This is a genomic window from Streptomyces nodosus (assembly GCF_008704995.1).
Classification (GTDB): domain Bacteria; phylum Actinomycetota; class Actinomycetes; order Streptomycetales; family Streptomycetaceae; genus Streptomyces; species Streptomyces nodosus.
This window is the reverse complement of sequence record NZ_CP023747.1, coordinates 1,724,372-1,747,773: the sequence shown is the minus strand read 5'-3', so window position 1 is coordinate 1,747,773 and position 23,402 is coordinate 1,724,372. Positions and strand designations below refer to the sequence as shown.

16 protein-coding genes and 1 pseudogene are annotated in these 23,402 nt (G+C 70.7%); 10 read left to right on the top strand and 7 right to left on the bottom strand.

Annotated elements, in window-relative coordinates:
• The first annotated feature begins 53 nt into the window (after nucleotides 1–53).
• From CP978_RS07950 to mshC, 4 genes are all read left to right on the top strand, one after another.
• Entirely contained in the window at nucleotides 54–740 is a 687-nt protein-coding gene (locus tag CP978_RS07950) for a histidine phosphatase family protein (protein ID WP_043438826.1), read from the top strand.
• 103 nt (nucleotides 741–843) lie between these two features.
• Complete coding sequence (locus CP978_RS07945) at nucleotides 844–1,434, top strand: DUF3090 domain-containing protein (protein WP_043438824.1); 591 nt, start codon at nucleotides 844–846, stop codon at nucleotides 1,432–1,434.
• Nucleotides 1,398–2,216 carry an SCO1664 family protein gene (locus CP978_RS07940; protein ID WP_079162053.1) on the top strand — a complete coding sequence of 273 codons (819 nt, stop codon included), beginning with the start codon at nucleotides 1,398–1,400 and terminating at the stop codon, nucleotides 2,214–2,216. The genes CP978_RS07945 and CP978_RS07940 overlap by 37 nt, the downstream gene beginning before the upstream one ends.
• 143 nt (nucleotides 2,217–2,359) lie before the next feature.
• Entirely contained in the window at nucleotides 2,360–3,589 is a 1,230-nt protein-coding gene (mshC, locus tag CP978_RS07935) for a cysteine--1-D-myo-inosityl 2-amino-2-deoxy-alpha-D-glucopyranoside ligase (protein ID WP_043438819.1), read from the top strand.
• Between the two features lie 322 nt (nucleotides 3,590–3,911).
• On the opposite strand, the gene CP978_RS07930 is transcribed toward mshC, so the two are convergent.
• From CP978_RS07930 to CP978_RS07910, 5 genes are all read right to left on the bottom strand, one after another.
• Nucleotides 3,912–4,886: a PAC2 family protein gene (locus tag CP978_RS07930; RefSeq protein ID WP_043438815.1), complete on the bottom strand. Its 975-nt coding sequence runs from the start codon at nucleotides 4,884–4,886 to the stop codon at nucleotides 3,912–3,914.
• A gap of 241 nt (nucleotides 4,887–5,127) precedes the next feature.
• Entirely contained in the window at nucleotides 5,128–6,735 is a 1,608-nt protein-coding gene (locus tag CP978_RS07925; protein ID WP_043438814.1) for a glycerol-3-phosphate dehydrogenase/oxidase, read from the bottom strand.
• A 7-nt stretch (nucleotides 6,736–6,742) separates the two neighbouring features.
• Nucleotides 6,743–8,281, bottom strand: a complete 1,539-nt coding sequence (gene glpK / locus CP978_RS07920; protein ID WP_043438812.1) for a glycerol kinase GlpK — start codon at nucleotides 8,279–8,281, stop codon at nucleotides 6,743–6,745.
• A 101-nt stretch (nucleotides 8,282–8,382) separates the two neighbouring features.
• Entirely contained in the window at nucleotides 8,383–9,171 is a 789-nt protein-coding gene (locus CP978_RS07915) for an MIP/aquaporin family protein (protein ID WP_043438810.1), read from the bottom strand.
• Nucleotides 9,172–9,595: 424 nt separating this feature from the next.
• A complete protein-coding gene (locus CP978_RS07910) occupies nucleotides 9,596–10,360 on the bottom strand; it encodes an IclR family transcriptional regulator (protein ID WP_043438807.1) in 765 nt (254 codons plus the stop codon).
• 272 nt (nucleotides 10,361–10,632) lie between these two features.
• Here CP978_RS07910 and metH point away from each other — a divergent pair, with 272 nt between their 5' ends.
• From metH to CP978_RS07890, 3 genes are all read left to right on the top strand, one after another.
• Nucleotides 10,633–14,160, top strand: coding sequence for a methionine synthase (gene metH / locus CP978_RS07905; RefSeq protein ID WP_043438804.1), 3,528 nt, complete (start codon nucleotides 10,633–10,635; stop codon nucleotides 14,158–14,160).
• Between the two features lie 303 nt (nucleotides 14,161–14,463).
• A complete protein-coding gene (locus CP978_RS07900; protein WP_043438803.1) occupies nucleotides 14,464–15,165 on the top strand; it encodes an HAD family hydrolase in 702 nt (233 codons plus the stop codon).
• Between the two features lie 423 nt (nucleotides 15,166–15,588).
• Nucleotides 15,589–17,193: an ABC transporter substrate-binding protein gene (locus CP978_RS07890; protein ID WP_043438802.1), complete on the top strand. Its 1,605-nt coding sequence runs from the start codon at nucleotides 15,589–15,591 to the stop codon at nucleotides 17,191–17,193.
• Between the two features lie 241 nt (nucleotides 17,194–17,434).
• On the opposite strand, the gene CP978_RS07885 is transcribed toward CP978_RS07890, so the two are convergent.
• Both CP978_RS07885 and CP978_RS07880 read right to left on the bottom strand, forming a co-directional pair.
• A complete protein-coding gene (locus CP978_RS07885) occupies nucleotides 17,435–18,106 on the bottom strand; it encodes a response regulator (protein ID WP_150478166.1) in 672 nt (223 codons plus the stop codon).
• 14 nt (nucleotides 18,107–18,120) lie between these two features.
• Nucleotides 18,121–19,014, bottom strand: coding sequence for a RecB family exonuclease (locus tag CP978_RS07880; protein ID WP_043438801.1), 894 nt, complete (start codon nucleotides 19,012–19,014; stop codon nucleotides 18,121–18,123).
• 247 nt (nucleotides 19,015–19,261) lie between these two features.
• Between CP978_RS07880 and CP978_RS07875 the strand changes: the two are divergent.
• The 3 genes and pseudogenes from CP978_RS07875 to CP978_RS07865 form a co-directional block, all read left to right on the top strand.
• Nucleotides 19,262–20,293, top strand: a pseudogene (locus CP978_RS07875) (IS110 family RNA-guided transposase); the annotation flags it as partial.
• 407 nt (nucleotides 20,294–20,700) lie between these two features.
• The gene (locus CP978_RS07870) at nucleotides 20,701–22,254 is read left to right on the top strand and encodes a site-2 protease family protein (protein WP_043438799.1); all 1,554 of its coding nucleotides are present in this window, start codon (nucleotides 20,701–20,703) and stop codon (nucleotides 22,252–22,254) included.
• Between the two features lie 55 nt (nucleotides 22,255–22,309).
• Nucleotides 22,310–23,212 (top strand): tRNA (adenine-N1)-methyltransferase, encoded by a 903-nt coding sequence (locus CP978_RS07865; protein ID WP_043438797.1) that lies wholly within the window; start codon nucleotides 22,310–22,312, stop codon nucleotides 23,210–23,212.
• The last annotated feature ends 190 nt before the right edge of the window (nucleotides 23,213–23,402 follow it).

Sequence of the window (23,402 nt, the reverse complement as noted above, 5' to 3'; positions counted from 1 at the left end):
TGCGGTCCGTGAGGGCGGTCCGGTGTGCCGGGGCGCCCCGTAGGCTGGGCGTCATGCCCACGTTGATCCTCGTCCGGCACGGACGCTCCACCGCCAACACCGCGGGACTCCTCGCCGGCTGGACGCCCGGCGTCACCCTCGACGAGCGCGGCACCACGCAGGCCGCCGCCCTGCCCGGGCGGCTCGACGGGCTTCCGCTCGCCGAGGTCGTCACCAGCCCCCTCGAACGTTGCCAGGAGACCGTCCGGCCGCTGCTGGACTCCCGCCCCGGACTGCCCGTCCACACCGACGAGCGGATCGGCGAGTGCCACTACGGCGACTGGTCCGGCCGCAAGCTCGCCGAACTGAAGGACGAGCCGCTGATGGAGGTCGTCCAGGCCCACCCCTCGACGGCCGCGTTCCCCGGCGGTGAGTCGATGCGGGCCATGCAGACCCGCGCGGCGGAGGCGGTACGGGAGTGGAACGCGCGCGTGGAGCGCGACCACGGACCCGACGCGGTGTATCTGATGTGCTCGCACGGCGACATCATCAAGTCACTCGTCGCGGACGCGCTCGGACTCCATCTCGACCTGTTCCAGCGGATCTCCGTGGAGCCCTGCTCCGTCACCGTGATCCGCTACACCCGGCTGCGGCCGTTCCTCGTCCGCCTCGGGGACACCGGCGACTTCACCTCCCTCGTGCCCCGTGCGGAGCCCCCCGGTTCGGACGCCACGGTCGGGGGCGGTGCGGGCGCACCGTGATCGTCGGCCGCAGTAGGGTGAAGCGGTCGCACCAGCGCAGCAGTTGTCAGCAACCGGCGCGGACCGGCGCGGTCGGCCGGTCCCGATCCAATGGAGACAGGACGTGTCCCGTCAGGTGTTCCTCTACGACCCCCCGGACCGCTTCGTGGCCGGCACGGTCGGGCTGCCCGGGCGCCGTACCTTCTTCCTACAGGCCTCGGCCGGACACCGGGTGACCAGCGTGGCCCTGGAGAAGACCCAGGTCGCGGCGCTCGCCGAACGCATGGACGAGCTTCTCGACGAGGTCGTGCGCCGCAGTGGCGGCAGCGCGGCGGTGCCCGCCGTGGCCCCCACGGAGGTCGCGGACACGGCCCCGCTGGACGCCCCCATCGAGGAGGAGTTCCGCGTCGGCACCATGGCTCTGGCCTGGGACGGCGAGGAGCAGCGCATGATCGTCGAGGCTCAGGCCCTCGTCGAACTGGACGCCGAGTCCGAGGAGGACCTCGCCGAGGCCGAGGAGCGGCTGCTCCAGGACGAGGAGAACGGTCCGCCGATGCTCCGGGTCCGGCTCACCGGTGCCCAGGCCAGGGCCTTCGCCAAACGCGCCCTCGACGTCGTCAACGCCGGGCGGCCGCCGTGCCCCCTGTGCAGTCTCCCGCTCGACCCGGAAGGACACGTATGTCCGCGCCAGAACGGATACCGCCGCGGAGCGTGAGCACGGCCCAACTGCTCGCCACCGGCGAGCTGACCGTGGTCGGACGCATCCGTGAGGCGTCCAACGCGGCGCTGTACTGCACGATCTCCCTCGACGGCCGGGAGGCCGCCTGCATCTACAAGCCGATCGCCGGTGAGCGGCCCCTGTGGGACTTCCCGGACGGCACGCTGGCCGAGCGTGAGGTCGCCGCCTACGAGGTCTCCGAGGCGACCGGCTGGGGGCTGGTGCCGCCCACCGTGCTGCGGGACGGACCGTACGGCCGGGGCATGTGCCAGCTGTGGATCGAGGGGCAGCCGGGAGCCGAACTGCTCGCCCTGGTGGACGCCGAGGAACCGGAGGACGGCTGGCGCGCCGTCGCACCCGCCGACCTCGGCGACGGCAGGACGGCCCTGCTGGTGCACGCCGACGACGTCCGGCTGCGACGGCTCGCCGTGCTCGACGCGGTCATCAACAACGCCGACCGCAAGGGCGGCCATCTGCTGCCCTCCGACGACGGGCACCTCTACGGCATCGACCACGGGGTCACCTTCCACACCGAGAACAAGCTGCGCACCCTGCTGTGGGGCTGGGCGGGGGACGCCCTGACGGGGGAGGCGGTCGAGGTGCTCAAGGCCCTGAGGGACGCCCTCGCCGACGGCGGCGCCCTGGCCGCCCGGCTGGCACCGCTGATCACCCCCGTCGAACTCGACGCCACCCGCGGCCGGGTCGACGCCCTCCTGGAGTCGGGCACCCATCCGCAACCGACCGAGGAATGGCCGGCCATCCCCTGGCCCCCGGTATGACCCGCCCCGCCCACCGAGGCGGGCCCCGTTCGAGCGTGCTGCGTCCGGCAGGCATATCGGCAGCCATCTCTCAAGAGGGCCTTCCCGGCCATCCGGCCCGGTCCGGTTCGTATACGGAACTTCCGTCCGGTTAGGCTCAGGGCATGCATGCCTGGCCCGCTTCCGAGGTCCCCGCCCTGCCAGGTCAGGGCCGCGATCTGAGGATCCACGACACCGCGACCGGGGGTCTCGTCACCCTCGACCCCGGTCCCGTCGCCCGTATCTACGTCTGCGGCATCACCCCGTACGACGCGACCCACCTGGGGCACGCGGCGACCTACAACGCGTTCGACCTCGTCCAGCGCGTCTGGCTGGACACCAAGCGGCAGGTTCACTACGTCCAGAACGTGACCGACGTCGACGATCCGCTCCTGGAGCGGGCCGAGCGCGACGGCGTCGACTGGGTCGCCCTCGCCCAGCAGGAGACCACCCTCTTCCGCGAGGACATGACCGCCCTGCGGATGCTGCCACCGCAGCACTACATCGGCGCGGTGGAGGCGATACCCGGGATCGTCCCGCTGGTGGAGCGGCTCCGCGACCAGGGCGCCGCCTATGAACTCGACGGCGACATCTACTTCTCCGTCGAGTCCGACCCCGACTTCGGCAGGGTGTCGAACCTGGACGCCGCCGCCATGCGGCTGCTCTCCGCCGAGCGCGGCGGCGACCCGGACCGCCCCGGCAAGAAGAACCCCCTCGACCCGATGCTCTGGATGGCCGCCCGCGAGGGCGAACCCAGCTGGGACGGCGGCTCGCTGGGCCGCGGCCGGCCGGGCTGGCACATCGAGTGCGTGGCCATCGCCCTGGACCACCTGGGCATGGGCTTCGACGTGCAGGGCGGCGGCTCCGACCTCGCCTTCCCGCACCATGAGATGGGCGCCTCACACGCGCAGGTGCTGACCGGCGAGTACCCGATGGCCAAGGCGTACGTCCACGCCGGCATGGTGGCGCTGCACGGCGAGAAGATGTCCAAGTCCAAGGGCAATCTCGTCTTCGTCTCCCGGCTCCGGCACGACGGCGTCGATCCGGCCGCCATCCGGCTCGCGCTGCTCGCCCACCACTACCGCTCCGACTGGGAGTGGACCGATCAGGTCCTCCAGGACGCCGTGGCACGGCTGGGCCGCTGGCGCGCCGCCGTCTCCCGGCCGGACGGCCCGCCCGCCGAGGCCCTCGTCGAGGAGATCCGTGACGCCCTCGCGAACGACCTGGACGCACCGGCCGCGCTCGCCGCGGTCGACCGCTGGGTGACGCTCCAGGAGGAGAGCGGCGGTACGGACACGGGCGCACCCGGTGTGGTGTCGCGTGCCGTGGACGCGCTGCTCGGTGTGGCCCTCTGACCTCACCACTCGACACGGCACCAGCACGGCGGCGCCGGACGGTGACACCACCACCGTCCGGCGCCGCCGCGTCGTATGACAGCGGCTCAGGCACCACGACGGCCCCGCACGGGTGCCCGCCGCCGAGCACCGGCCCGTGACCCTCCGACAGAAACCGTCGGCCACAGGGCGCAAGAACCACAGAGCGCAAGAACCACAGAGCACGAGAACCACAGAGCACGAGAACCACACGACGCGAGCGAGGGCGGTGCGCCCGCGCGTACCGCCCTCGTCCGTCCGCACCGCGGCGCCATCGCGCCGGCGGTCCGGTCAGTCCTCCCGGTCAGTCCTCCGAGGAGTCCTCGTCCTCGCCGCCCGGCCGCGGCGGCTTCGGCGGGCGGGTACGGCCCCCGGGGCCCTCCCGCCGGTAGGAGCCGCCGTCACCGCCGTCCGCGGTGGCGTGACCGCCCGGCGGACCGACGTCCCGGCGCCGCAGATACCGTTCGAACTCGCGGGCGATCGCCTCGCCCGAGGCCTCCGGCAGCTCGGCGGTGTCCCGGGCCTCCTCCAGCGTCTGGACGTACTCCGCGACCTCGCTGTCCTCGGCGGCCAGCTGGTCCACACCGAGCTGCCAGGCGCGCGCGTCCTCCGGCAGCTCACCGAGCGGGACCCGCAGATCGAGGAGATCCTCCAGCCGGTTCAGCAGGGCCAGCGTGGCCTTGGGGTTCGGAGGCTGCGACACATAGTGCGGGACCGCCGCCCACAGCGAGACCGCCGGGACGCCCGCGTGCGTGCACGCCTCCTGGAGGACCCCCACGATGCCCGTGGGGCCCTCGTACTTGGTCTCCTCCAGATCCATCCGGCGGGCCAGGTCCGGATCGGACGTGGTCCCGCTGATGGGTACCGGACGTGTGTGCGGGGTGTCGCCGAGCAGAGCGCCGAGGATCACCACCAGTTCCACGCCCAGTTCATGGGCGAAGCCCAGCAACTCGTTGCAGAACGAGCGCCAGCGCATCGACGGTTCGATCCCGCGGACCAGCACCAGGTCGCGGGGCTTGTCCCCGCCGATGCGGACCACCGAGAGCCGGGTCGTGGGCCAGGTGATCCTGCGGACCCCGGCCTCCATGAACACGGTGGGGCGGTTGACCTGGAAGTCGTAGTAGTCCTCGGCGTCCAGCGCCGCGAACACCTCGCCCTTCCATTCCCTGTCCAGATGCGCGACCGCGGTGGAGGCGGCGTCGCCGGCATCGTTCCAGCCCTCGAACGCGGCCACCATGACCGGGTCGATCAGCTCGGGTACCCCCTCGAGCTCGATCACCCAGCGCCTCCTTCCGACGTGCCCTCGCGTACGTCCCAACCTTACGGCGTGCGACCGGGTCGCCCGCAGCCCCCTTGCACGGGGGAGTGAACGGATGACTGCCCCGTCCGACCCCCTCGAACACCCGAGGTCGCCGCCCCGGGCGCGCCGTCGGCGGGCGTCGGACACCTCCCGCCGGCGGCGCGCACGACGGGGGGCGGCTCCGCTCCTCGAAGCCGCCCCCTCGGTGCTTCCGCCGTCCCTACCGCCGGTCGAGCAGGTCCTGGACCGTGCCGCGCACCTCGCCCGTGGCCAGCCCCCGGACGGTCAGCGTGGTACGGCGCCGCAGCACGTCGTCCACGGTCTCGGCCCACTCGTGGTCCCGGGCATAGACCACCTGCGCCAGGATCTCCGGGGCGTCCGGGTGGATCCGCGCGGCCAGCTCCGGGTTCTCATTGGCCAGCCGTGCGATGTCGAAGGCCAGCGAACCGTAGTGGGTGGCCAGATGCCGCGCGGTGTCGGGCGCCATCCGCGGGCCGGGCGCCGGACCGTCGGCGACCAGCCGGTGGGCGACCGCGCGGGGATTGGCGATGCCCGGCAGCGGCAGCCGCTTCGGCAGCGCGGAGACCGGCTCGAAGTCCTGGCCCAGCGGGCGCCCCGGCAGAGACTCCAGCTTCTTCATCACCGTACGGCCGATGTGCCGGAAGGTGGTCCACTTGCCGCCCGCCACGGACAGCATCCCGCCCCTGCCCTCGGTCACCACCGTCTCCCGCTTGGCCTTCGCGGTGTCGCCGGGACCACCCGGCAGCACCCGCAGACCGGCGAAGGCATAGGTGATCAGATCCCGCTTCAGCTGCTGGTCGCGCACGGAGAAGGCGGCCTCGTCGAGGATCTGGGCGATGTCCTTCTCGGCCGGCGTGACCTCGGCCGGATCGCCCTCGTACACCTCGTCGGTGGTGCCGAGCAGCAGCATGTCCTCCCAGGGCAGGGCGAAGGTGATGCGGTACTTGTCGATCGGCGTCGCCAGCGCCGCCCGCCAGGGAGAGGTCCGCCTGAGGACCAGATGCACCCCCTTGGACAGCCGTATGGACGGCGCCGCGGCGGCATCCTCGAGGCGGCGCAGATGGTCGACCCAGGGGCCGGTCGCGTTCAGCACCAGCCGCGCGTCCACCCCGAACTCGTCACCGGTCAGCCCGTCCTCGACCTCGGCACCGGTGACCCGCCCCCGGGTGAACCGCAGCCCGGTGACCCGGGCGTGGTTGAGGACCACGGCCCCCGCGTCCACGGCCGCGCGGACCGTCATCAGCGCCATCCGCGCGTCGTTCATCTGGTCGTCGCCGTACACCGCGACGGCCTTCAGATTCTCGGTGCGCAGCTCCGGCACGTCCTGCCGCGCCCGGGCCGGCGAGAGCAGATGGCCGACCCCGTCACCGAACGCCGACAGCGCGGAGTAGGCGAGGACGCCCGCCCCGAGCTTCGCCGCGCCGTGCGGCCCGCCCTTGTACACGGGGAGGTAGAAGGTGAGCGGATGCGCCAGATGGGGAGCCACCTGGCGGGAGACCGCACGGCGTTCGAAGTGGTTCTCCGCGACCAGCTTCACCGCGCCGGTCTGCAGATAGCGCAGCCCGCCGTGCAGCAGCTTGGAGGAGGCGGAGGAGGTGGCGCCGGCGAAGTCGCCGGCGTCCACCAGGGCCACCCGCAGGCCCGACTGCGCGGCATGCCAGGCCGTGGAGATGCCCAGGATCCCGCCGCCGATCACCAGGAGGTCGTATGTCGCCTTGGACAGTTGCTCCCGGGTCTCGGCACGGCTCGGGCCGGCGCCGTACGCCGGGTGCGTCCCGAGAGCCGGGACATGCTGCAGGGTGGTCATCGCTGAATTACTCCTCGTGCTCGATCCAGCCCATGGTCCGCTCGACGGCCTTGAGCCAGCTCTTGTACTCACGGTCGCGGGTCTCCGCGTCCATGTGGGGGGTCCACTCGGCGGCCCGGCGCCAGTTGGCGCGCAGATCGTCGGTGCTGGTCCAGAAGCCGACGGCGAGACCGGCGGCGTAGGCGGCGCCGAGGCAGGTGGTCTCGGCGACCATCGGGCGCACCACCGGCGCGTCCAGGACGTCCGCGAGTGTCTGCATCAGCAGATTGTTGGAGGTCATACCGCCGTCCACCTTGAGCGTCGCCAGCTCCACGCCCGAGTCCTTGGTCATGGCGTCGGCGATCTCGCGGGTCTGCCAGGCGGTGGCCTCCAGCACGGCACGCGCGAGGTGCGCCTTGGTGACGTACCGGGTCAGTCCGGCGATCACGCCGCGGGCGTCGGAACGCCAGTAGGGGGCGAACAGACCGGAGAAGGCCGGCACGAAGTAGGCGCCGCCGTTGTCCTCGACCGTGAGCGCGAGGGTCTCGATCTCGGCGGCGGTCTTGATCAGGCCCATCTGGTCGCGCATCCACTGCACCAGGGACCCGGTGACGGCGATGGAGCCCTCCAGGGCGTAGACCGGCTTCTGCTCGCCGATCTGATAGCCGACCGTGGTCAGCAGGCCCGAGTAGGAGTTGATGATCTTGTCGCCGGTGTTCATCACCATGAAGGTGCCGGTGCCGTAGGTGGACTTGGTCTCGCCCTCGGAGAAACAGGTCTGGCCGAACAGGGCCGCCTGCTGGTCACCGAGCGCGGAGGCGACGGGGATGCCGCCGAGCAGTTCGCCGAGCCGGCCGCCGGTGATCTCGCCGTACACCTCGGCGGAGGAACGGATCTGAGGCAGCATCGACTTCGGGACGCCGACGGACTCGCAGATCCTGTCGTCCCACTCCATGGTGTGCAGGTTCATCAGCAGGGTGCGGGAGGCGTTGGTGACGTCGGTGACGTGCCGGCCGCCGTCGACACCGCCGGTCAGGTTCCAGATGACCCAGGTGTCCATGGTGCCGAAGAGGATGTCCCCGGCCTCGGCGCGCTCCCGCAGGCCCTCGACGTTGTCGAGCAGCCAGCGGGCCTTGGGACCGGCGAAGTAGGAGGCCAGCGGCAGCCCGGTCTCGCGGCGGAACCGGTCCTGGCCGACGTTGCGGCCGAGTTCCTTGCAGAGCGCGTCGGTACGGGTGTCCTGCCAGACGATGGCGTTGTGGACGGGCTCCCCGGTGTTCCTGTCCCACAGGACCGTGGTCTCACGCTGGTTGGTGATGCCGATGGCCTTGATGTCGTCCCGGGTGATGCCGGCCTTCTCGACGGCTCCGGCGACGACCTCCTGGACGTTGGTCCAGATCTCGGTGGCGTCGTGCTCGACCCAGCCCGGCTTCGGGAAGATCTGCTCGTGCTCCTTCTGGTCGACGGAGACGATACGGCCGTCTCGGTCGAAGACGATGCAGCGCGAGGACGTGGTGCCCTGGTCGATGGCGGCGATGAAGGGGCCGGCGGTGTGTGCGTCGGTCACGAGTACTCCTGGAGTTCCGTGGATACGAGGGGCGGGCGGTTGCGGCGCCGCGCGGTGCGGACGGGTGGTGCCGGGAAGGACGGGTCTCTCGACCCGTTCTCTCAGGCGAAGGCGACGTTGTATATGCCCGCGGCGACCGCCCCGCCGATCAGCGGACCGACGACCGGTATCCAGGCGTAGCTCCAGTCGGAGCCGCCCTTGTTGGGCAGCGGGAGCAGTGCGTGCACGATGCGCGGGCCGAGGTCGCGCGCGGGGTTGATCGCATAGCCGGTCGGGCCGCCGAGCGACAGACCGACGGCCACCACCACCAGCGCGGTGATCAGGGCGCCCAGGGTGCCGAGACCGTTGCCCTGGTCGTTCAGACCCTGGGTGAGCACGGCGAGGACCAGCACCACCGTGCCGATGACCTCCGTGGCGAGGTTCATCACCGCGTGACGGATCTCGGGACCGGTGGAGAAGATGCCGAGCACCGGCCCGGCCTGGGCCTCCCGGGCCTCGGCCGCCTTGGTGTCCTGTGCGCCGGGACCTCCGACGATCTCACTGTCGGTGAGATGGGCGTGGAACTGCCCGTAGTAGGCGACCCAGACCAGGGTCGCACCGATCATGGCGCCGAGCAGCTGTCCGCCCCAGTAGACCGGGACATCGCTCCAGCCGCCGTCCTTGAGGGCGAGCGCGAGCGTCACCGCCGGGTTGAGATGTGCACCCGAGAGCGGCGCCGAGGTGTAGACCGCCGTGAGGACGGCGAAGCCCCAACCGAACGCGATGGCGAGCCAACCGGCGTTACGGGCCTTGGATGCCTTCAGTGTCACCGCGGCGCAGACGCCGCCGCCGAGCAGGATGAGTATGGCGGTACCGATGGTCTCGCCGATGAAGATGTCGGAGCTGGACACCCGCGACTCCTTGTCCTTCGTCCAGGGGAAGGGGAACCTCCGGGTCCCACCGGTGGTCCGCGCCCTCGGGAGTGAGAGCAGTGCCGGCCCTTGGCGTTGCCACTCTAGCGCGCGTTTACCGATAGCTGTTCGACAATGCCGACCGATGGACGCGAGTCTCGCTCCGGGTTCGTCGGGTCGTCAAGAGTTTGACCACCGGGACGGCATCGAAAACGGGATCGTTATTGATCGTCCGGACTCATCGGCCCGCGGAGGATGTCCACCGTGCGCGATCGGGTGGGTGCTGTGCGCGAGAACGTCGCTGTTCGACAAACGCGACGGCCATGTCCATATGCATGCCAAGCGTCTGCGTCGCGATGCAGCAGGCGGGCCCCGGCTCCAGGGGGCGTCGTCCCGGTCGTCGCCCGGGTCGAAATCGCCCGGGTCAGAACCGCCCGGCGCCCAGGTCCCGCGACACCGCGCGGGCGCAGTCGCGGACCGCCGCGATCAGCTCGGGGCGCAGCTCCCCGTCCCGGCACACCCGCTCCACGGCGCCGGTGACGCCGACCGCGCCCACCGGCATCCGCCGCCGGTCGTGAATGGGCGCGGCCAGCGAGGCGACACCGGTCCAGGTCTCCTCGACGTCGGCCGCGTAGCCACGCGCCCGCGTCAGGTCGAGGACGTCCTCGAACTCTTCCTGCGCGCAGACGGTCCGGTCCGTGAACGCCTTCAGCTCCGTCTCCAGCACCTCGCTGTGCGCGACCGGGTCGTACGCCGTCAGCACCTTGCCCAGGGCCGTGGAGTGCAACGGCTGCATCGCCCCGATCTCCAGGACCTGCCGGCTGTCGTCGGGCCGGAACACATGGTGGACGATCAGCACGCCCCGCTGATGCAGCACCCCCAGATAGACGCTCTCCCCGCTGGAGCGGGCCAGGTCGTCCGTCCACACCAGGGCGCGCGCCCGCAGCTCGTGCACATCGAGATAGGTGGTGCCGAGGCGCAGCAGCTCGGCCCCCAGCTGATAGCGGCCCGAGGTCGCGTCCTGCTCGACGAAACCCTCGTGCTGGAGCGTGCGGAGTATGCCGTGGGCCGTGCCCTTGGCCAGGCCCAGCGACGAGGCGATGTCCGACAGGCCCAGCCGCCGCTCGCCGCCCGCGAGCAGCCGCAGCATCGCGGCCGCCCGTTCGAGCGACTGGATGTTCCGTGCCATGGCCGTCCTGCCTTCGTCCGCTCTCCATCGTCGGCCGCATGCGCGCCCCACCGACGTTCGGCAATGCCGAACACTACCGTTCATCGCCGACCTCCCGCCAACGGGACACCGTCGGCCGTTCGGCCCATCTGCCCCACGGGTCACATGCGGCCACGCCCGTCCGTCCCGTGGACGCCCCTGACCGTACGCCCTGCTCCGGGCTACCCTGGCCGCGTGCGTCCTCCGCAGGAGGCGCAAAGCCGACAGCCGTCGCACTCCAGGGAGCATCTTCCATGGCCTCGTCGCCACACCTGTCCGTTTCGTCCGCCTCCGTCGACAGCCGGACCCGCGTGTCCGCCCTCCGCGAGGCACTCGCCACCCGAGTAGTGGTCGCCGACGGGGCGATGGGCACCATGCTCCAGGCCCAGGAGCCCTCGCTGGAGGACTTCCAGCAGCTCGAAGGGTGCAACGAGGTCCTCAACGTCACCCGCCCCGACATCGTCGGCTCGGTTCACTCCGCCTACTTCGACGCCGGAGTGGACTGCGTGGAGACCAACACCTTCGGCGCCAACCTGACCGCCCTGGGCGAGTACGACATCGCCCACCGGATCACCGAACTCTCCGAGGCGGGCGCCCGGATCGCCCGCGAGACGGCGGACGCCTTCACCGCCCGGGACGGCCGGCTCCGCTGGGTCCTCGGCTCCATGGGTCCCGGCACCAAGCTGCCCACCCTCGGGCACACCACCTTCGCCGCCCTCCGCGACGCCTACCGGCTGAGTGCCGAGGGCCTGCTCGCCGGGGGCGCCGACGCGCTGCTGGTGGAGACCACCCAGGACCTGCTCCAGACCAAGGCGTCGGTCATCGCCGCCCGCCGGGCCATGGAGACCGCCGGATACCAAGTCCCGCTGATCGTGTCGGTGACGGTGGAGACCACCGGCACCATGCTGCTCGGCTCGGAGATCGGCGCCGCGCTCACCGCGCTGGAACCTCTCGGCGTCGACATGATCGGACTGAACTGCGCGACCGGCCCCGCCGAGATGAGCGAGCACCTGCGCCATCTGTCCCGGCACTCCCGCATTCCGCTGTCGTGCATGCCAAACGCGGGCCTGCCCGTGCTCACCAAGGACGGCGCGCACTATCCGCTGACCGCGCCGGAGCTGGCCGACGCCCAGGAGAACTTCGTCCGCGACTACGGCCTCTCCCTGATCGGCGGCTGCTGCGGCACCACCCCCGAGCATCTGCGCCAGGTCGTCGAACGCGTCCGCGAACTCACCCCGGCCGAACGCGACCCGCGGCCCGAGCCGGGTGCCGCCTCCCTCTACCAGAGCGTTCCGTTCCGTCAGGACACCGCGTACCTGGCGATCGGTGAACGGACGAACGCCAACGGGTCGAAGAAGTTCCGTGAGGCGATGCTGGAGGGCCGTTGGGACGACTGTGTGGAGACCGCCCGGGAGCAGATCCGGGAGGGCGCCCACATGCTCGACCTGTGCGTCGACTATGTGGGCCGCGACGGCGTCGCCGACATGAAGGAGCTGGCCGGCCGCTTCGCCACGGCCTCCACCCTGCCGATCGTCCTGGACTCCACCGAGGTCGACGTCATCGAGGCCGGACTGGAGAAGCTCGGTGGCCGGGCCGTCATCAACTCCGTCAACTACGAGGACGGTGACGGGCCCGAGTCCCGGTTCGGGAAGGTGACCCGGCTCGCGGGTGAACACGGCGCCGCGCTGATCGCGCTGACCATCGACGAGGAGGGCCAGGCCCGCACCCCCGAGAAGAAGGTCCAGATCGCCGAGCGGCTGATCGCCGACCTCACCGGGAACTGGGGCATCCGTGAGGAGGACATCCTCGTCGACTGTCTGACCTTCACCATCTGCACCGGACAGGAGGAGTCACGGGGGGACGGCGTCGCCACCATCGAGGCGATCCGCGAGCTGAAGCGCCGTCACCCGAAGGTGCAGACCACGCTGGGCCTGTCGAACATCTCCTTCGGCCTCAACCCGGCCGCCCGCATTCTGCTCAACTCCGTCTTCCTGGACGAGTGCGTCAAGGCGGGACTCGACTCCGCGATCGTCCACGCCAGCAAGATCCTGCCGATCGCGCGCTTCGACGAGGAACAGGTCACCACGGCCCTCGACCTGATCCACGACCGCCGCACCGAGGGCTACGACCCGCTGCAGAAGCTGATGGCGCTGTTCGAGGGCGCCACCGCCAAGTCGCTGAAGGCCGGCAAGGCCGAGGAACTGGCCGCGCTGCCGCTGGAGGAGCGCCTCAAGCGGCGGATCATCGACGGCGAGAAGAACGGTCTGGAGGCCGACCTCGACGAGGCCCTGACGACCCGCCCGGCCCTCGACATCGTCAACGACACCCTGCTGGACGGCATGAAGGTGGTCGGTGAACTGTTCGGATCCGGCCAGATGCAGCTGCCGTTCGTCCTGCAGTCCGCCGAGGTCATGAAGACCGCCGTCGCCCACCTCGAACCCCATATGGAGAGGTCCGACGAGGCCGGCAAGGGCACCATCGTGCTGGCCACCGTCCGCGGCGACGTCCATGACATCGGCAAGAACCTCGTGGACATCATCCTGTCCAACAACGGCTACAACGTCGTCAACCTCGGTATCAAGCAGCCGGTCTCCGCGATCCTGGAGGCCGCCGAGGAACACCGTGCCGATGTCATCGGCATGTCAGGACTGCTGGTCAAATCCACGGTGATCATGAAGGAGAACCTGGAGGAGCTCAACCAGCGGGGCCTGGCCGCCACCTACCCCGTCATCCTCGGCGGCGCCGCACTGACCCGGGCCTATGTCGAACAGGACCTGTACGAGCTGTACGGGGGCGAGGTCCGCTATGCCCGCGACGCGTTCGAGGGACTGCGCCTGATGGACGCGCTGATCGGCGTCAAGCGCGGCGTGCCGGGTGTGACCCTGCCCGAGCTCAGGCAGCGCCGGGTGCGGCCCGTCACCACCGTCGAGACCGAGGAGCGGCCCGAGGAGGGCCATGTCCGCTCCGACGTCGCCACCGACAACCCCGTGCCCGCCCCGCCCTTCTGGGGCACCCGCGTCAGCAAGGGCATCCCGCTCAAGGAGTACGCCTCCTGGCTCGACGAGGACGCCCTGTTCAAGGGCCAGTGGGGCCTGAAGCAGACACGCACCGGCGAGGGACCGGACTACCGGGAACTGGTCGAGAACGAGGGCCGGCCCCGGCTGCGCGGCCTGCTCGACCGGCTCCACACCGACAACCTCCTGGAAGCGGCCGTCGTGCACGGCTACTTCCCCTGTGTGTCCAAGGACGACGACCTGATCGTCCTGGACGAGGCGGGCCACGAGCGCACCCGGTTCACCTTCCCCCGTCAGCGCCGCGGCCGCCGGCTCTGCCTGGCCGACTTCTTCCGCCCCGAGGAGTCCGGCGAGGTGGACGTGGTCGGCTTCCAGGTCGTCACCGTCGGCCCCCGGATCGGCGAGGCCACCGCCGAACTGTTCGCCTCCAACGCCTACCGCGACTACCTCGAACTGCACGGACTCTCCGTCCAACTGGCCGAGGCCCTCGCCGAGTACTGGCACGCCAGGGTCCGCTCCGAACTGGGCTTCGCGGGCGAGGACCCTTCGGCGATGGAGGACATGTTCGCCCTGAAGTACCGGGGCGCCCGCTTCTCCCTCGGCTACGGCGCCTGCCCGAATCTGGAGGACCGCGCCAAGATCGCCGACCTGCTGGAGCCCGAGCGGATCGGCGTCCGTCTCTCCGAGGAGTTCCAGCTCCACCCCGAACAGTCCACGGACGCGATCGTCATCCACCACCCCGAGGCCAAGTACTTCAACGCCCGCTGAACCCCTCGCGGGGTCCGTCGGCCGGTCCATGGGCAGCCCGTCCATGGGCAGCCCCGGGCCCCGCGGGCGCGGCGACGGCCTGCGGGGCGACGCGACCACACGCGGGGCAGGGGCGCCTCCGGTGGGGCCCCTGCCGGTGCCCCTTCCCCACCCGGGCCGGAGCACCGCCCCCACACCCGTACGGCGCGGCACTCCCGCGTCGAGCGGCACGGCCGTTCCGTGCGACGTACACTGGCAGGTCCACCGCAGGCCGGTTCCCTCCGTGGGAACCGGCCTGGTCGTCCCTGCAAGGAGGTACGTCGGATGACCACCACGGTCCCCGCCCTCGGAACCCTTACGGCCGAAGGCTCCACACTGCAGGCCGTACTCCTCGACATGGACGGCACCCTGGTGGACACCGAGGGGTTCTGGTGGGACGTCGAGGTCGACGTCTTCGCCTCCCTCGGACACGCGCTCGACGAGTCCTGGCGTCATGTCGTCGTCGGCGGCCCCATGACCCGCAGCGCGGGCTTCCTGATCGAGGCCACCGGCGCCGACATCACCCTCGACGAGCTCGCCGTGCTGCTGAACGACCGGTTCGAGGACCGCATCGCCCACCGGCTCCCCCTGATGCCGGGCGCCGCCCGCCTGCTGGGCGAACTGGCGTCCCATGAGATCCCCACCGCCCTGGTCTCCGCCTCGCACCGGCGCATCATCGACCGCGTCCTGACCTCCATCGGCGCCCATCACTTCACGCTGACCGTCGCGGGCGACGAGGTCGAGCGCACCAAGCCGTTCCCCGACCCCTATCTGCTGGCGGCCACGAGCCTCCGGGTCGACCCCGCCCGGTGCGCCGTGGTCGAGGACACGGCCACCGGGGTCGCCGCCGCCGAGGCCGCCGGCTGCCGGGTGGTCGCGGTCCCGTCGGTCGCCCCCATCGCGCCCGCCGCCCGCCGCACCGTCGTGACCTCGCTCGAAGAGGTCGACCTGCCATTTCTGCGCGGTTTGATGACGGATAACCGCTGAACCCTTCACCCAGCGTGCATCTCAAATGGCGGGAATCCCGTCCACGGTACGAACCATGGAATTGGCGCCGACGCGGACAGCCGAATTCCACTCCTGACTCCCTCAGTTGAGGGTGTGATGTTCCTCACCTGCCGGGGGGTCGACAAGGGATCCCACGTGTGCTGTTCCGCCCGGTTCGCGCGCTCCTGGCGCGCCCTTGTGTCCCGATTGGTGAGACACTGCACGAATCCTTCCCCGAGTGGTTTTCCGGTGCGTCCACGGCCGGTTCCACTGCGTGATGGGAACTCAACTCCGGTAGTTGTGAGCCTTCCTGCGGGCGCGGACTAATCTCGTCGCGAGTACATCGCCACAACACCCGTGTTCCGTTGCGCCGCCCGATGCATGCCGGGTACACGGACTCGACAGCTCTGGAGAAACTCGAGCATGAACCGTAAGACTTTGGTGCTGCCGGCCGTCGCTGGTCTGCTCACCCCTGTTCTCGCTGCCTGCGGCGGGTCCGACAGTGGGAGCAAGAGCAGCGACGCCATCGTCGTCGGCACCACCGACCGGTTCACGGCCTCCAAGGAGATCCCGGCACCGATCGACCCGGCGTACGCGTACGACGTGGGCACCTGGAACATCCTCAGGCAGACGGTGCAGACCCTGATGGTCCAGCCCCGTGGAGACGGTGAGCCCGAGCCCGAGGCCGCGGAGAGCTGCGGCTTCACCGACACCGGCAACGAGCGCTACGCCTGCACGCTGCGCAGCGGCCTGAAGTTCGCCGACGGTGACCCGGTGACCGCGGCCGATGTGAAGTACTCCATCGACCGCGCCCGCGGAATCAAGGCCGACAGTTCCGTCTTCTCGCTGCTGTCCACCATCGACACCGTCGAGACGCGGGGTGACAGCGAGGTCATCTTCCACCTCAAGACCGCGGACGCCACCTTCCCGTTCAAGCTGTCCACTCCGGTCGCCGGCATCGTCAACCCCAAGAACTACGACAAGGACAAGCTGCGCGACGGCTTCGCCGTCGACGGCTCCGGCCCGTACACGATGCAGGCCCAGGTCCAGGGCGACCAGTTGATGAAGGCCACCTTCACCAAGAACCCCAACTACAAGGGCATGCTGACCCCGAAGAACGACAAGGTGGTCCTGCAGGCCTTCGACGACGCGGAGACCATGGGAGCCGCCCTGGAGAAGGGCGACATCGATGTGATGACCCGCTCCATGTCGCCGGATCAGATCCACAAGCTCCAGAACGAATCGGGCGGCAAGGTCCGGCTGGTCGAGATGCCGGGCCTGGAGATCCGCTACCTGGCCTTCAACACCGACGCCGCCTCCATGAAGAGCAAGGCCGTCCGTGAGGCCATGGCGCAGGTCATCGACCGCGGCGAACTGGTCTCCAAGGTGTACGGCACCCAGGCCCAGCCCCTTTTCTCGCTCGTCCCGGCCACCATCACCGGCCACTCCAACTCGTTCTTCAACAAGTACGGCGACCCCAGCGTCAGCAAGGCCCGCACGCAGCTCGAGAAGGCGGGCATCACCGCCCCGGTGCGGGTGACGCTGCACTACACGACCGACCACTACGGTTCGGCCACCGCCAAGGAGTTCGAGGTGCTGAAGAAGCAGCTCAACGACAGCGGGCTGTTCGACGTCAGCATCGAGGGTCACGCCTGGAAGGAGTTCGTCCCCGCCGAGCGCAAGGGCGACTACGACGTCTGGGGCATGGGCTGGTTCCCCGACTTCCCGGACGCCGACAACTATGTCTCGCCGTTCCTCGACAAGGACAACTTCCTCAAGTCGCCCTACTCCAACCCGGACATCATCAACAACCTCATCCCGCAGTCCCGGCGTGAGGCCGACCGGCTCACCGCGTCGAAGAACATCAACGACATCCAGGACATCGTCGCCGACGACGTACCGCTCCTCCCGATCTGGCAGGGCAAGCAGTACCTCGCCACCCGCGACGACATCACCGGCGGCGAGTACGCGATGAACTCCTCGTCCACCCTGCAGCTGTGGGAGCTCGGCCGCGGCATCAGCGGCTGACCCACCCCAGGCGAAAAGGTCCCCGGGCATCGAAGGATCCCGGGGACCTCTGCCTGTCCCGGCACGGCCCCGAGGACCTGACAGCGCAACACCCTCCGGCCGCCGAAGCGGTGAACCGGCCGGGACCGAGCGGACCCCACCACGACGACGGGGCGCCCCCTCCACCGGAGGGGGCGCCCCGTCGTCGTGGAGAGCCATGAAAAAGCCCGGGCGGTGCGGCACACCCCCGGGCCGGGGCGGCCTACTGCGCGCCGGGGCGCACCAGCCCGCTCTCGTACGCATACACCGCCGCCTGCACCCGGTCCCGCAGCCCCAGCTTGGTCAGCACATGACCCACATGCGTCTTGACCGTCGTCTCACTGACGAACAGATCGGCGGCGATCTCCGCATTGGACAAGCCGCGCGCCACCAGCTTCAACACCTCCACCTCACGCTCCGTGAGGGTGCCCAGGGTGTCCGGAACCGGCTCCTCCCCGGACGGCAGATGCCCCGCGTACTTGTCGAGCAGCCGGCGCGTGATGCTCGGAGCGAGCATCGCCTCGCCCGCCGCGACCACCCGTATCGCCTGCACCAGCTCATGAGCCGGAGCATCCTTCAGCAGAAAACCACTGGCCCCCGCACGCAGCGCCTCCACCACATACTCGTCCAGATCGAACGTGGTCAGCACCAGCACCTTCGCCGGGCCGTCCCGCCCCGGGCCGGTGATCTGCCGGGTCGCCTCCACCCCGTCCATCCGCGGCATACGGATGTCCATGAGCACCACATCGGGCTGCAGGGCACGCACCTGGTCGAGCGACTGAAGGCCGTCACCGGCCTCACCGACGACCGCGATGTCCTGCTCGGCCTCCAGAATCATCCGGAAGCCCGTACGCAGCAGCGGCTGGTCGTCGACCAGTAGGACGCGGATGGCCACGTGAGTCTCCTTCGCTAGTCCGCGCCCATTCTGCCCTGCTCGCCGACACTCGATTCCGGCGCCCCGACCGGCAGCGGATACGGCGGGGGAGTGCCACCGAATTCCGGACAGACCGCCTGGTGATCGCACCAGCCGCACAGCTTCGTCGGCCGCGGCCGCCAGTCCCCCGTCCGCGTCGCCAGCTCGATCGCCTCCCACAGCGCCAGCAGCTTGCGCTCCACCCGCTCCAGATCCGCGAGCACCGGGTCGTACGTCACCACATCACCGCTGCCGAGATACACCAGCTGCAGCCGCCGCGGCAGCACCCCCTTCAGCCGCCACACCACCAGGGCGTAGAACTTCATCTGGAACAGCGCGCCCTCCGCGTACTCGGGCCGGGGCGCCTTGCCCGTCTTGTAGTCGACGATCCGCACCTCACCCGTGGCCGCCACATCGACCCGGTCGATGATCCCGCGCAGCGTCAGCCCCGACTCCAGCCGCGCCTCCACGAACAGCTCACGCTCGGCCGGCTCCAGCCGCGCCGGATCCTCCAGCGTGAACCAGCGCTCCACCAGCAGCTCCGCCTCACCGAGCCAGCGCGCCAACCGCTCCCCGCCCGGGTCGTCCGCGAACAGCTCCCCGACCTCAGGACGGCTCTCCCGCAACCGGTCCCACTGCCCCGGCACCAACGACCTGGCCCGCGGCGCGGTCCGCTCCCCGGCAGGCGCGTCGAAGAGCCGCTCCAGCACCGCATGCACCAAGGTGCCCCTGGTCGCCGCCTCACTCGGCTTCTCGGGCAGCTTGTCGATCACTCGGAAGCGATAGAGCAGCGGACACTGCATGAAGTCACTGGCACGCGAGGGCGACAGCGACCCCGGAGGCACGGCGGGCACGGAGGACGGCCCGGCGCCGTCGGTGCTGGTTTCCATGACCACAGACCATACGGCCCACCACTGACATCGATGCTGATACTCAGGTTCCGGTGGTCGTGGCTCTGCCACTGACTGACGCCCTGCTGGGCTGTCTTCCCACTGTTCTGTCCGGCCGCCGGGACCTGTTCTCATGGCTCCGGCCGGGCGGAACATGACCTGATAGGAGCTTGGTCAGAAGCCCCCTCGATGTCCTGTCTGCGCCACCCGGCCGGCGCCCACCTTCGGCTGGGAAGGCATCATCAGCATGACATCAGCGGTCGTAGACGACACGGCGGACCAGGATGTGTTCGGCGGGGTCGACTCCCATGCCGACACCATCCACGTCGCGGTCATCAGCGACAACGGCGGTCACCTCGCCGACGCCGAGTTCACCACCACCGGCGCCGGATACGCCGCGGCCCTGGCCTTTGTGGCCGCCCACGGCCACGTGATCGCGATCGGGGTGGAAGGCACCGCCTCCTACGGCGCCGGCTTCACCCGCGCCGCGCGCTCGCACGGCCACCAGGTCGTCGAGGTCAACCGGCCCGACCGGGCCGAACGCCGCCGCATCGGCAAGTCCGATCCCATCGACGCCTACGCCGCGGCCCGCGCCGCCCTGTCCGGACGGGCCTCCAGCGCCCCCAAGGACGACACCGTCGCCGGCATACGCGCCCTGCACAACGCCGCCCGCTCCGCCGTCAAGGCCCGCACCGCAGCCCTGAACCAGATCGGCCACATCCTCATCACCGCCCCCGACACCGTCCGCGCCAAGTACGGGCAGCTCAAAGGAACGGACCGCACCGACGCCCTGGCCCGACTGCGGCCCTGCGGGGACGCCGTCCACACCGCGGTCCTCACCGCGCTCAGGAGCCTCGCCCGGCGCGTCAAAGAACTGACCGCCGAGCACGAAGCCCTGACCAAGGCCCTGGACAGCGAGGTCACCGTCCACAACCCCGGACTGCGGGCCTCCTACGGAGTCGGCCCCGACACCGCCGCCCAGCTCCTGCTCACGGCGGGAGGCAACCCCGAACGCATGCGGACCGAGGCGGCCTTCGCGGCCCTCTGCGGAGTCGCACCCGTCCCCGCCTCCAGCGGCCGGACGAACCGGCACCGCCTCTCACGAGGCGGCGACCGGGCCGCCAACGCGGCCCTCTACCGCATCGCTCTCGTCCGTATGTCCCACGACTTGCGCACCCGCGAGTACGTGACACGACAGACCACCGCCGGCCGGACGAAGAAGGAAATCATCCGGTTGCTGAAACGGGCCATCGCCCGGGAGATGTTCCGTTGCCTGACCACCACGGTCGCCGTCCCCGGCATCGCCGACCTGCGGCCTCTGCGGCAGTCCAGGAACATCACGCTCACCGCCGCAGCGAAGCACTTCGGCGTCTGGCCGGCCACCATCTCCACCCTCGAACGCGGAATCCGCCGAGACGACGACCTCGCCCACGCCTACCGCAACTGGCTCCAAGCCGCTTGACAGCAATAGGAGCATCAGTGACCCCGCCGCACCCGGTCGAAGCGGTCCGGACCCGGCCCGCGCACCGCACACACGCCACAGAACCACGGCGCACACCCGCGGCGAAGGGGACAACAGAAGGGGTGCCGGGGCGGAACACCGAGCGACGGCCGCATACCATCGACCCGGGACCCGCCCACCCGGCACGACCGGGAGCGGGAGGACGCTTCGATCAAGGGGACATCGTGGACGAGAGCGGCGGGAGCGGACAGCCGCGCCCCGGCAACGAGGGGGCCGGCCCCGAGGCACCCCCCACGGCACGCACCACCGACCCCGCACACCCCGAGCAGCAGCAGCGGGACCGCACCACCCGTGCGACGCCCCCCGAGGGCACCACGGACGCACCGGCACCCGGCGACCCGGACACCCCCCGCCAGGACCCGGCCTCACCCCCGCGGGAACCCGCCGCCCCCCATGAGACGCCGGGAGCCCCCACTCACGAGGACCACCCGGACACCGACACCTCCGCCTCCCCCCAGCACCTCACCCCCGCCCCGCCCCCGCCGCCCGGACCCCCCGCCGTCCCCGCCCGCAGCCACGCCCGATCCGGCCCCGACAGCCAGGGACGCTCCCCGCACCGCACCCAGGAACCCGGCGGCGGCATCCTCATGGGACGGCCCTTCGGCGTCCCCGTCTACGTCGCCCCCAGCTGGTTCCTCGTCGCCGCCCTGATCACCTGGGTCTTCGGCGGCCAGCTCGACCGCGTCCTGCCCGAACTCGGCGCCGCCCGCTACCTCGTCTCCCTCTTCTTCGCCGTCGCCTTCTACGCCTCCGTGCTCATCCACGAACTGGCCCACACCGTCGCGGCCCTCCGCTTCAAACTCCCGGTGCGCCGCATCCAGCTCCAGTTCTTCGGCGGCGTCTCCGAGATCGAAAAAGAAGCCGAGACCCCCGGCCGGGAATTCACCCTCGCCTTCGTCGGACCCCTGCTCTCCCTCGTCCTCGCCGGAATCTTCTACCTCGCCCTGCAGACCGTCCGCCCCGGCACCGTCCCCGGCGTCCTCCTCGCCGGCCTGATGATCTCCAACCTCATCGTGGCCGTCTTCAACCTGCTCCCCGGCCTCCCCCTCGACGGCGGCCGCATGCTCCGCGCCGTCGTCTGGAAGATCACCGGCAGACCCATGAGCGGCACCGTCGCCGCCGCCTGGGTCGGCCGCGCCCTCGCCGTCACCGTCCTCATCGGCCTGCCCCTGCTCACCCAGTCCGGTGCCCTCGGCTCCTCCGCCGAGGACAACGTCGGCATGGACACCGTCACCGACGCCCTGCTCGCCGCCATCCTCGCCGCGATCATCTGGACCGGCGCCGGCAACAGCCTCCGCATGGCACGCCTGCGCGAACACCTCCCCGAACTCCGCGCCCGCGCCCTCACCCGCCGAGCCGTCCCCGTCGAGAGCGACACCCCCCTGTCCGAAGCCCTGCGCCGCGCCAACAGCGTCGGAGCCCGCGCCCTCGTCGTCGTCGACGCCCACGGCGCGCCCCTCTCCCTCGTCCGCGAGGCCGCCATCGTCGGCGTACCCGAACACCGCCGCCCCTGGGTCGCCGTCAGCGGCCTCGCCCAGGAACTCACCGACGGCATGCGCATCTCCGCGGAACTCGCCGGCGAGGACCTCCTCGACGCCCTGCGCGCCGCCCCCGCCACCGAATACCTCGTCGTCGAGGAGACCGGCGAGATCTACGGCGTCCTCTCCGCCGCCGACGTCGAACGCGCCTTCGTCAAAGCCATGGCCCGCCCCAGCTGACCCCCGCCCCCCACAGCTGGTCGGCGACCCCCGCCACGACCGGTAGTCTGGTCACATGTCCGAACCGACCGGTGCCGCCCGCCGTCGCGGGCCCTTCAAGGTCGGGGACCAGGTACAGCTGACCGACCCCAAGGGCCGCCACTACACGTTCACGCTCGAAGCCGGGAAGAACTTCCACACCCACAAGGGTTCCTTCCCGCACGACGAACTGATCGGCGCACCCGAGGGCAGCGTTGTCCGCACCACCGGGAACGTCGCCTACCTCGCGCTGCGCCCCCTGCTCCCCGACTACGTCCTGTCCATGCCACGCGGCGCAGCCGTCGTCTACCCCAAGGACGCGGGGCAGATCCTCGCCTTCGCCGACATCTTCCCCGGCGCACGCGTCGTGGAAGCCGGCGTCGGCTCCGGCTCCCTCAGCAGCTTCCTGCTGCGCGCCATCGGCGACCAGGGCATGCTCCACAGCTACGAGCGCCGCGCCGACTTCGCAGAGATCGCCCAGGCCAACGTGGAACGCTACTTCGGCGGCCCCCACCCCGCCTGGCAGCTCACCGTCGGCGACCTCCAGGACAACCTGAGCGACACCGACGTCGACCGCGTCATCCTCGACATGCTCGCCCCCTGGGAATGCCTCGAAGCCGTCTCCAAGGCACTCGTCCCCGGCGGCATCCTCTGCTGCTACGTGGCCACCACCACCCAGCTCGCCCGGACCGTCGAATCCATCCGCGAGATCGGCTGCTTCAACGAGCCGACCGCCTGGGAGACGATGATCCGCAACTGGCACATCGAAGGCCTCGCCGTCCGCCCCGACCACCGGATGATCGGACACACCGGCTTCCTCCTCACCGCCCGCCGCCTCGCCGACGGCGTCGAACCCCCGATGCGCCGCCGCAGGCCCGCCAAGGGCGCCTACGGCGAGGACTACGCAGGCCCCAACGCCGACGCGGGCAACACCCGCTGACACCACCCCTGAACGGCCAACCCACGAGCGCCGTGGCCGAGTTCCCCGCAACACCGCGGAACTCCGCCACGGCGCTCGCCCGTTGAGCCACCCACCGAGAGCCGGCCGCCCACCCGAGCGCGCCCCCGCCGTTCCCCCACGCTGTGACGTGTGGCACGATGCGGGACACCCCCACCGGCACAGCTCTCAC

Bases quoted from the DNA above. Each gene is read 5' to 3' on its own strand.
- CP978_RS07925 (WP_043438814.1), bottom strand. From the start codon at position 6,735: ATGACCACCCTGCAGCATGTCCCGGCTCTCGGGACGCACCCGGCGTAC.
- CP978_RS07910 (WP_043438807.1), bottom strand. From the start codon at position 10,360: ATGGCACGGAACATCCAGTCGCTCGAACGGGCGGCCGCGATGCTGCGG.
- CP978_RS07890 (WP_043438802.1), top strand. From the start codon at position 15,589: ATGAACCGTAAGACTTTGGTGCTGCCGGCCGTCGCTGGTCTGCTCACC.
- CP978_RS07900 (WP_043438803.1), top strand. From the start codon at position 14,464: ATGACCACCACGGTCCCCGCCCTCGGAACCCTTACGGCCGAAGGCTCC.
- CP978_RS07865 (WP_043438797.1), top strand. From the start codon at position 22,310: ATGTCCGAACCGACCGGTGCCGCCCGCCGTCGCGGGCCCTTCAAGGTC.
- CP978_RS07880 (WP_043438801.1), bottom strand. From the start codon at position 19,014: ATGGAAACCAGCACCGACGGCGCCGGGCCGTCCTCCGTGCCCGCCGTG.
- CP978_RS07950 (WP_043438826.1), top strand. From the start codon at position 54: ATGCCCACGTTGATCCTCGTCCGGCACGGACGCTCCACCGCCAACACC.
- mshC (WP_043438819.1), top strand. From the start codon at position 2,360: ATGCATGCCTGGCCCGCTTCCGAGGTCCCCGCCCTGCCAGGTCAGGGC.
- CP978_RS07940 (WP_079162053.1), top strand. From the start codon at position 1,398: ATGTCCGCGCCAGAACGGATACCGCCGCGGAGCGTGAGCACGGCCCAA.
- metH (WP_043438804.1), top strand. From the start codon at position 10,633: ATGGCCTCGTCGCCACACCTGTCCGTTTCGTCCGCCTCCGTCGACAGC.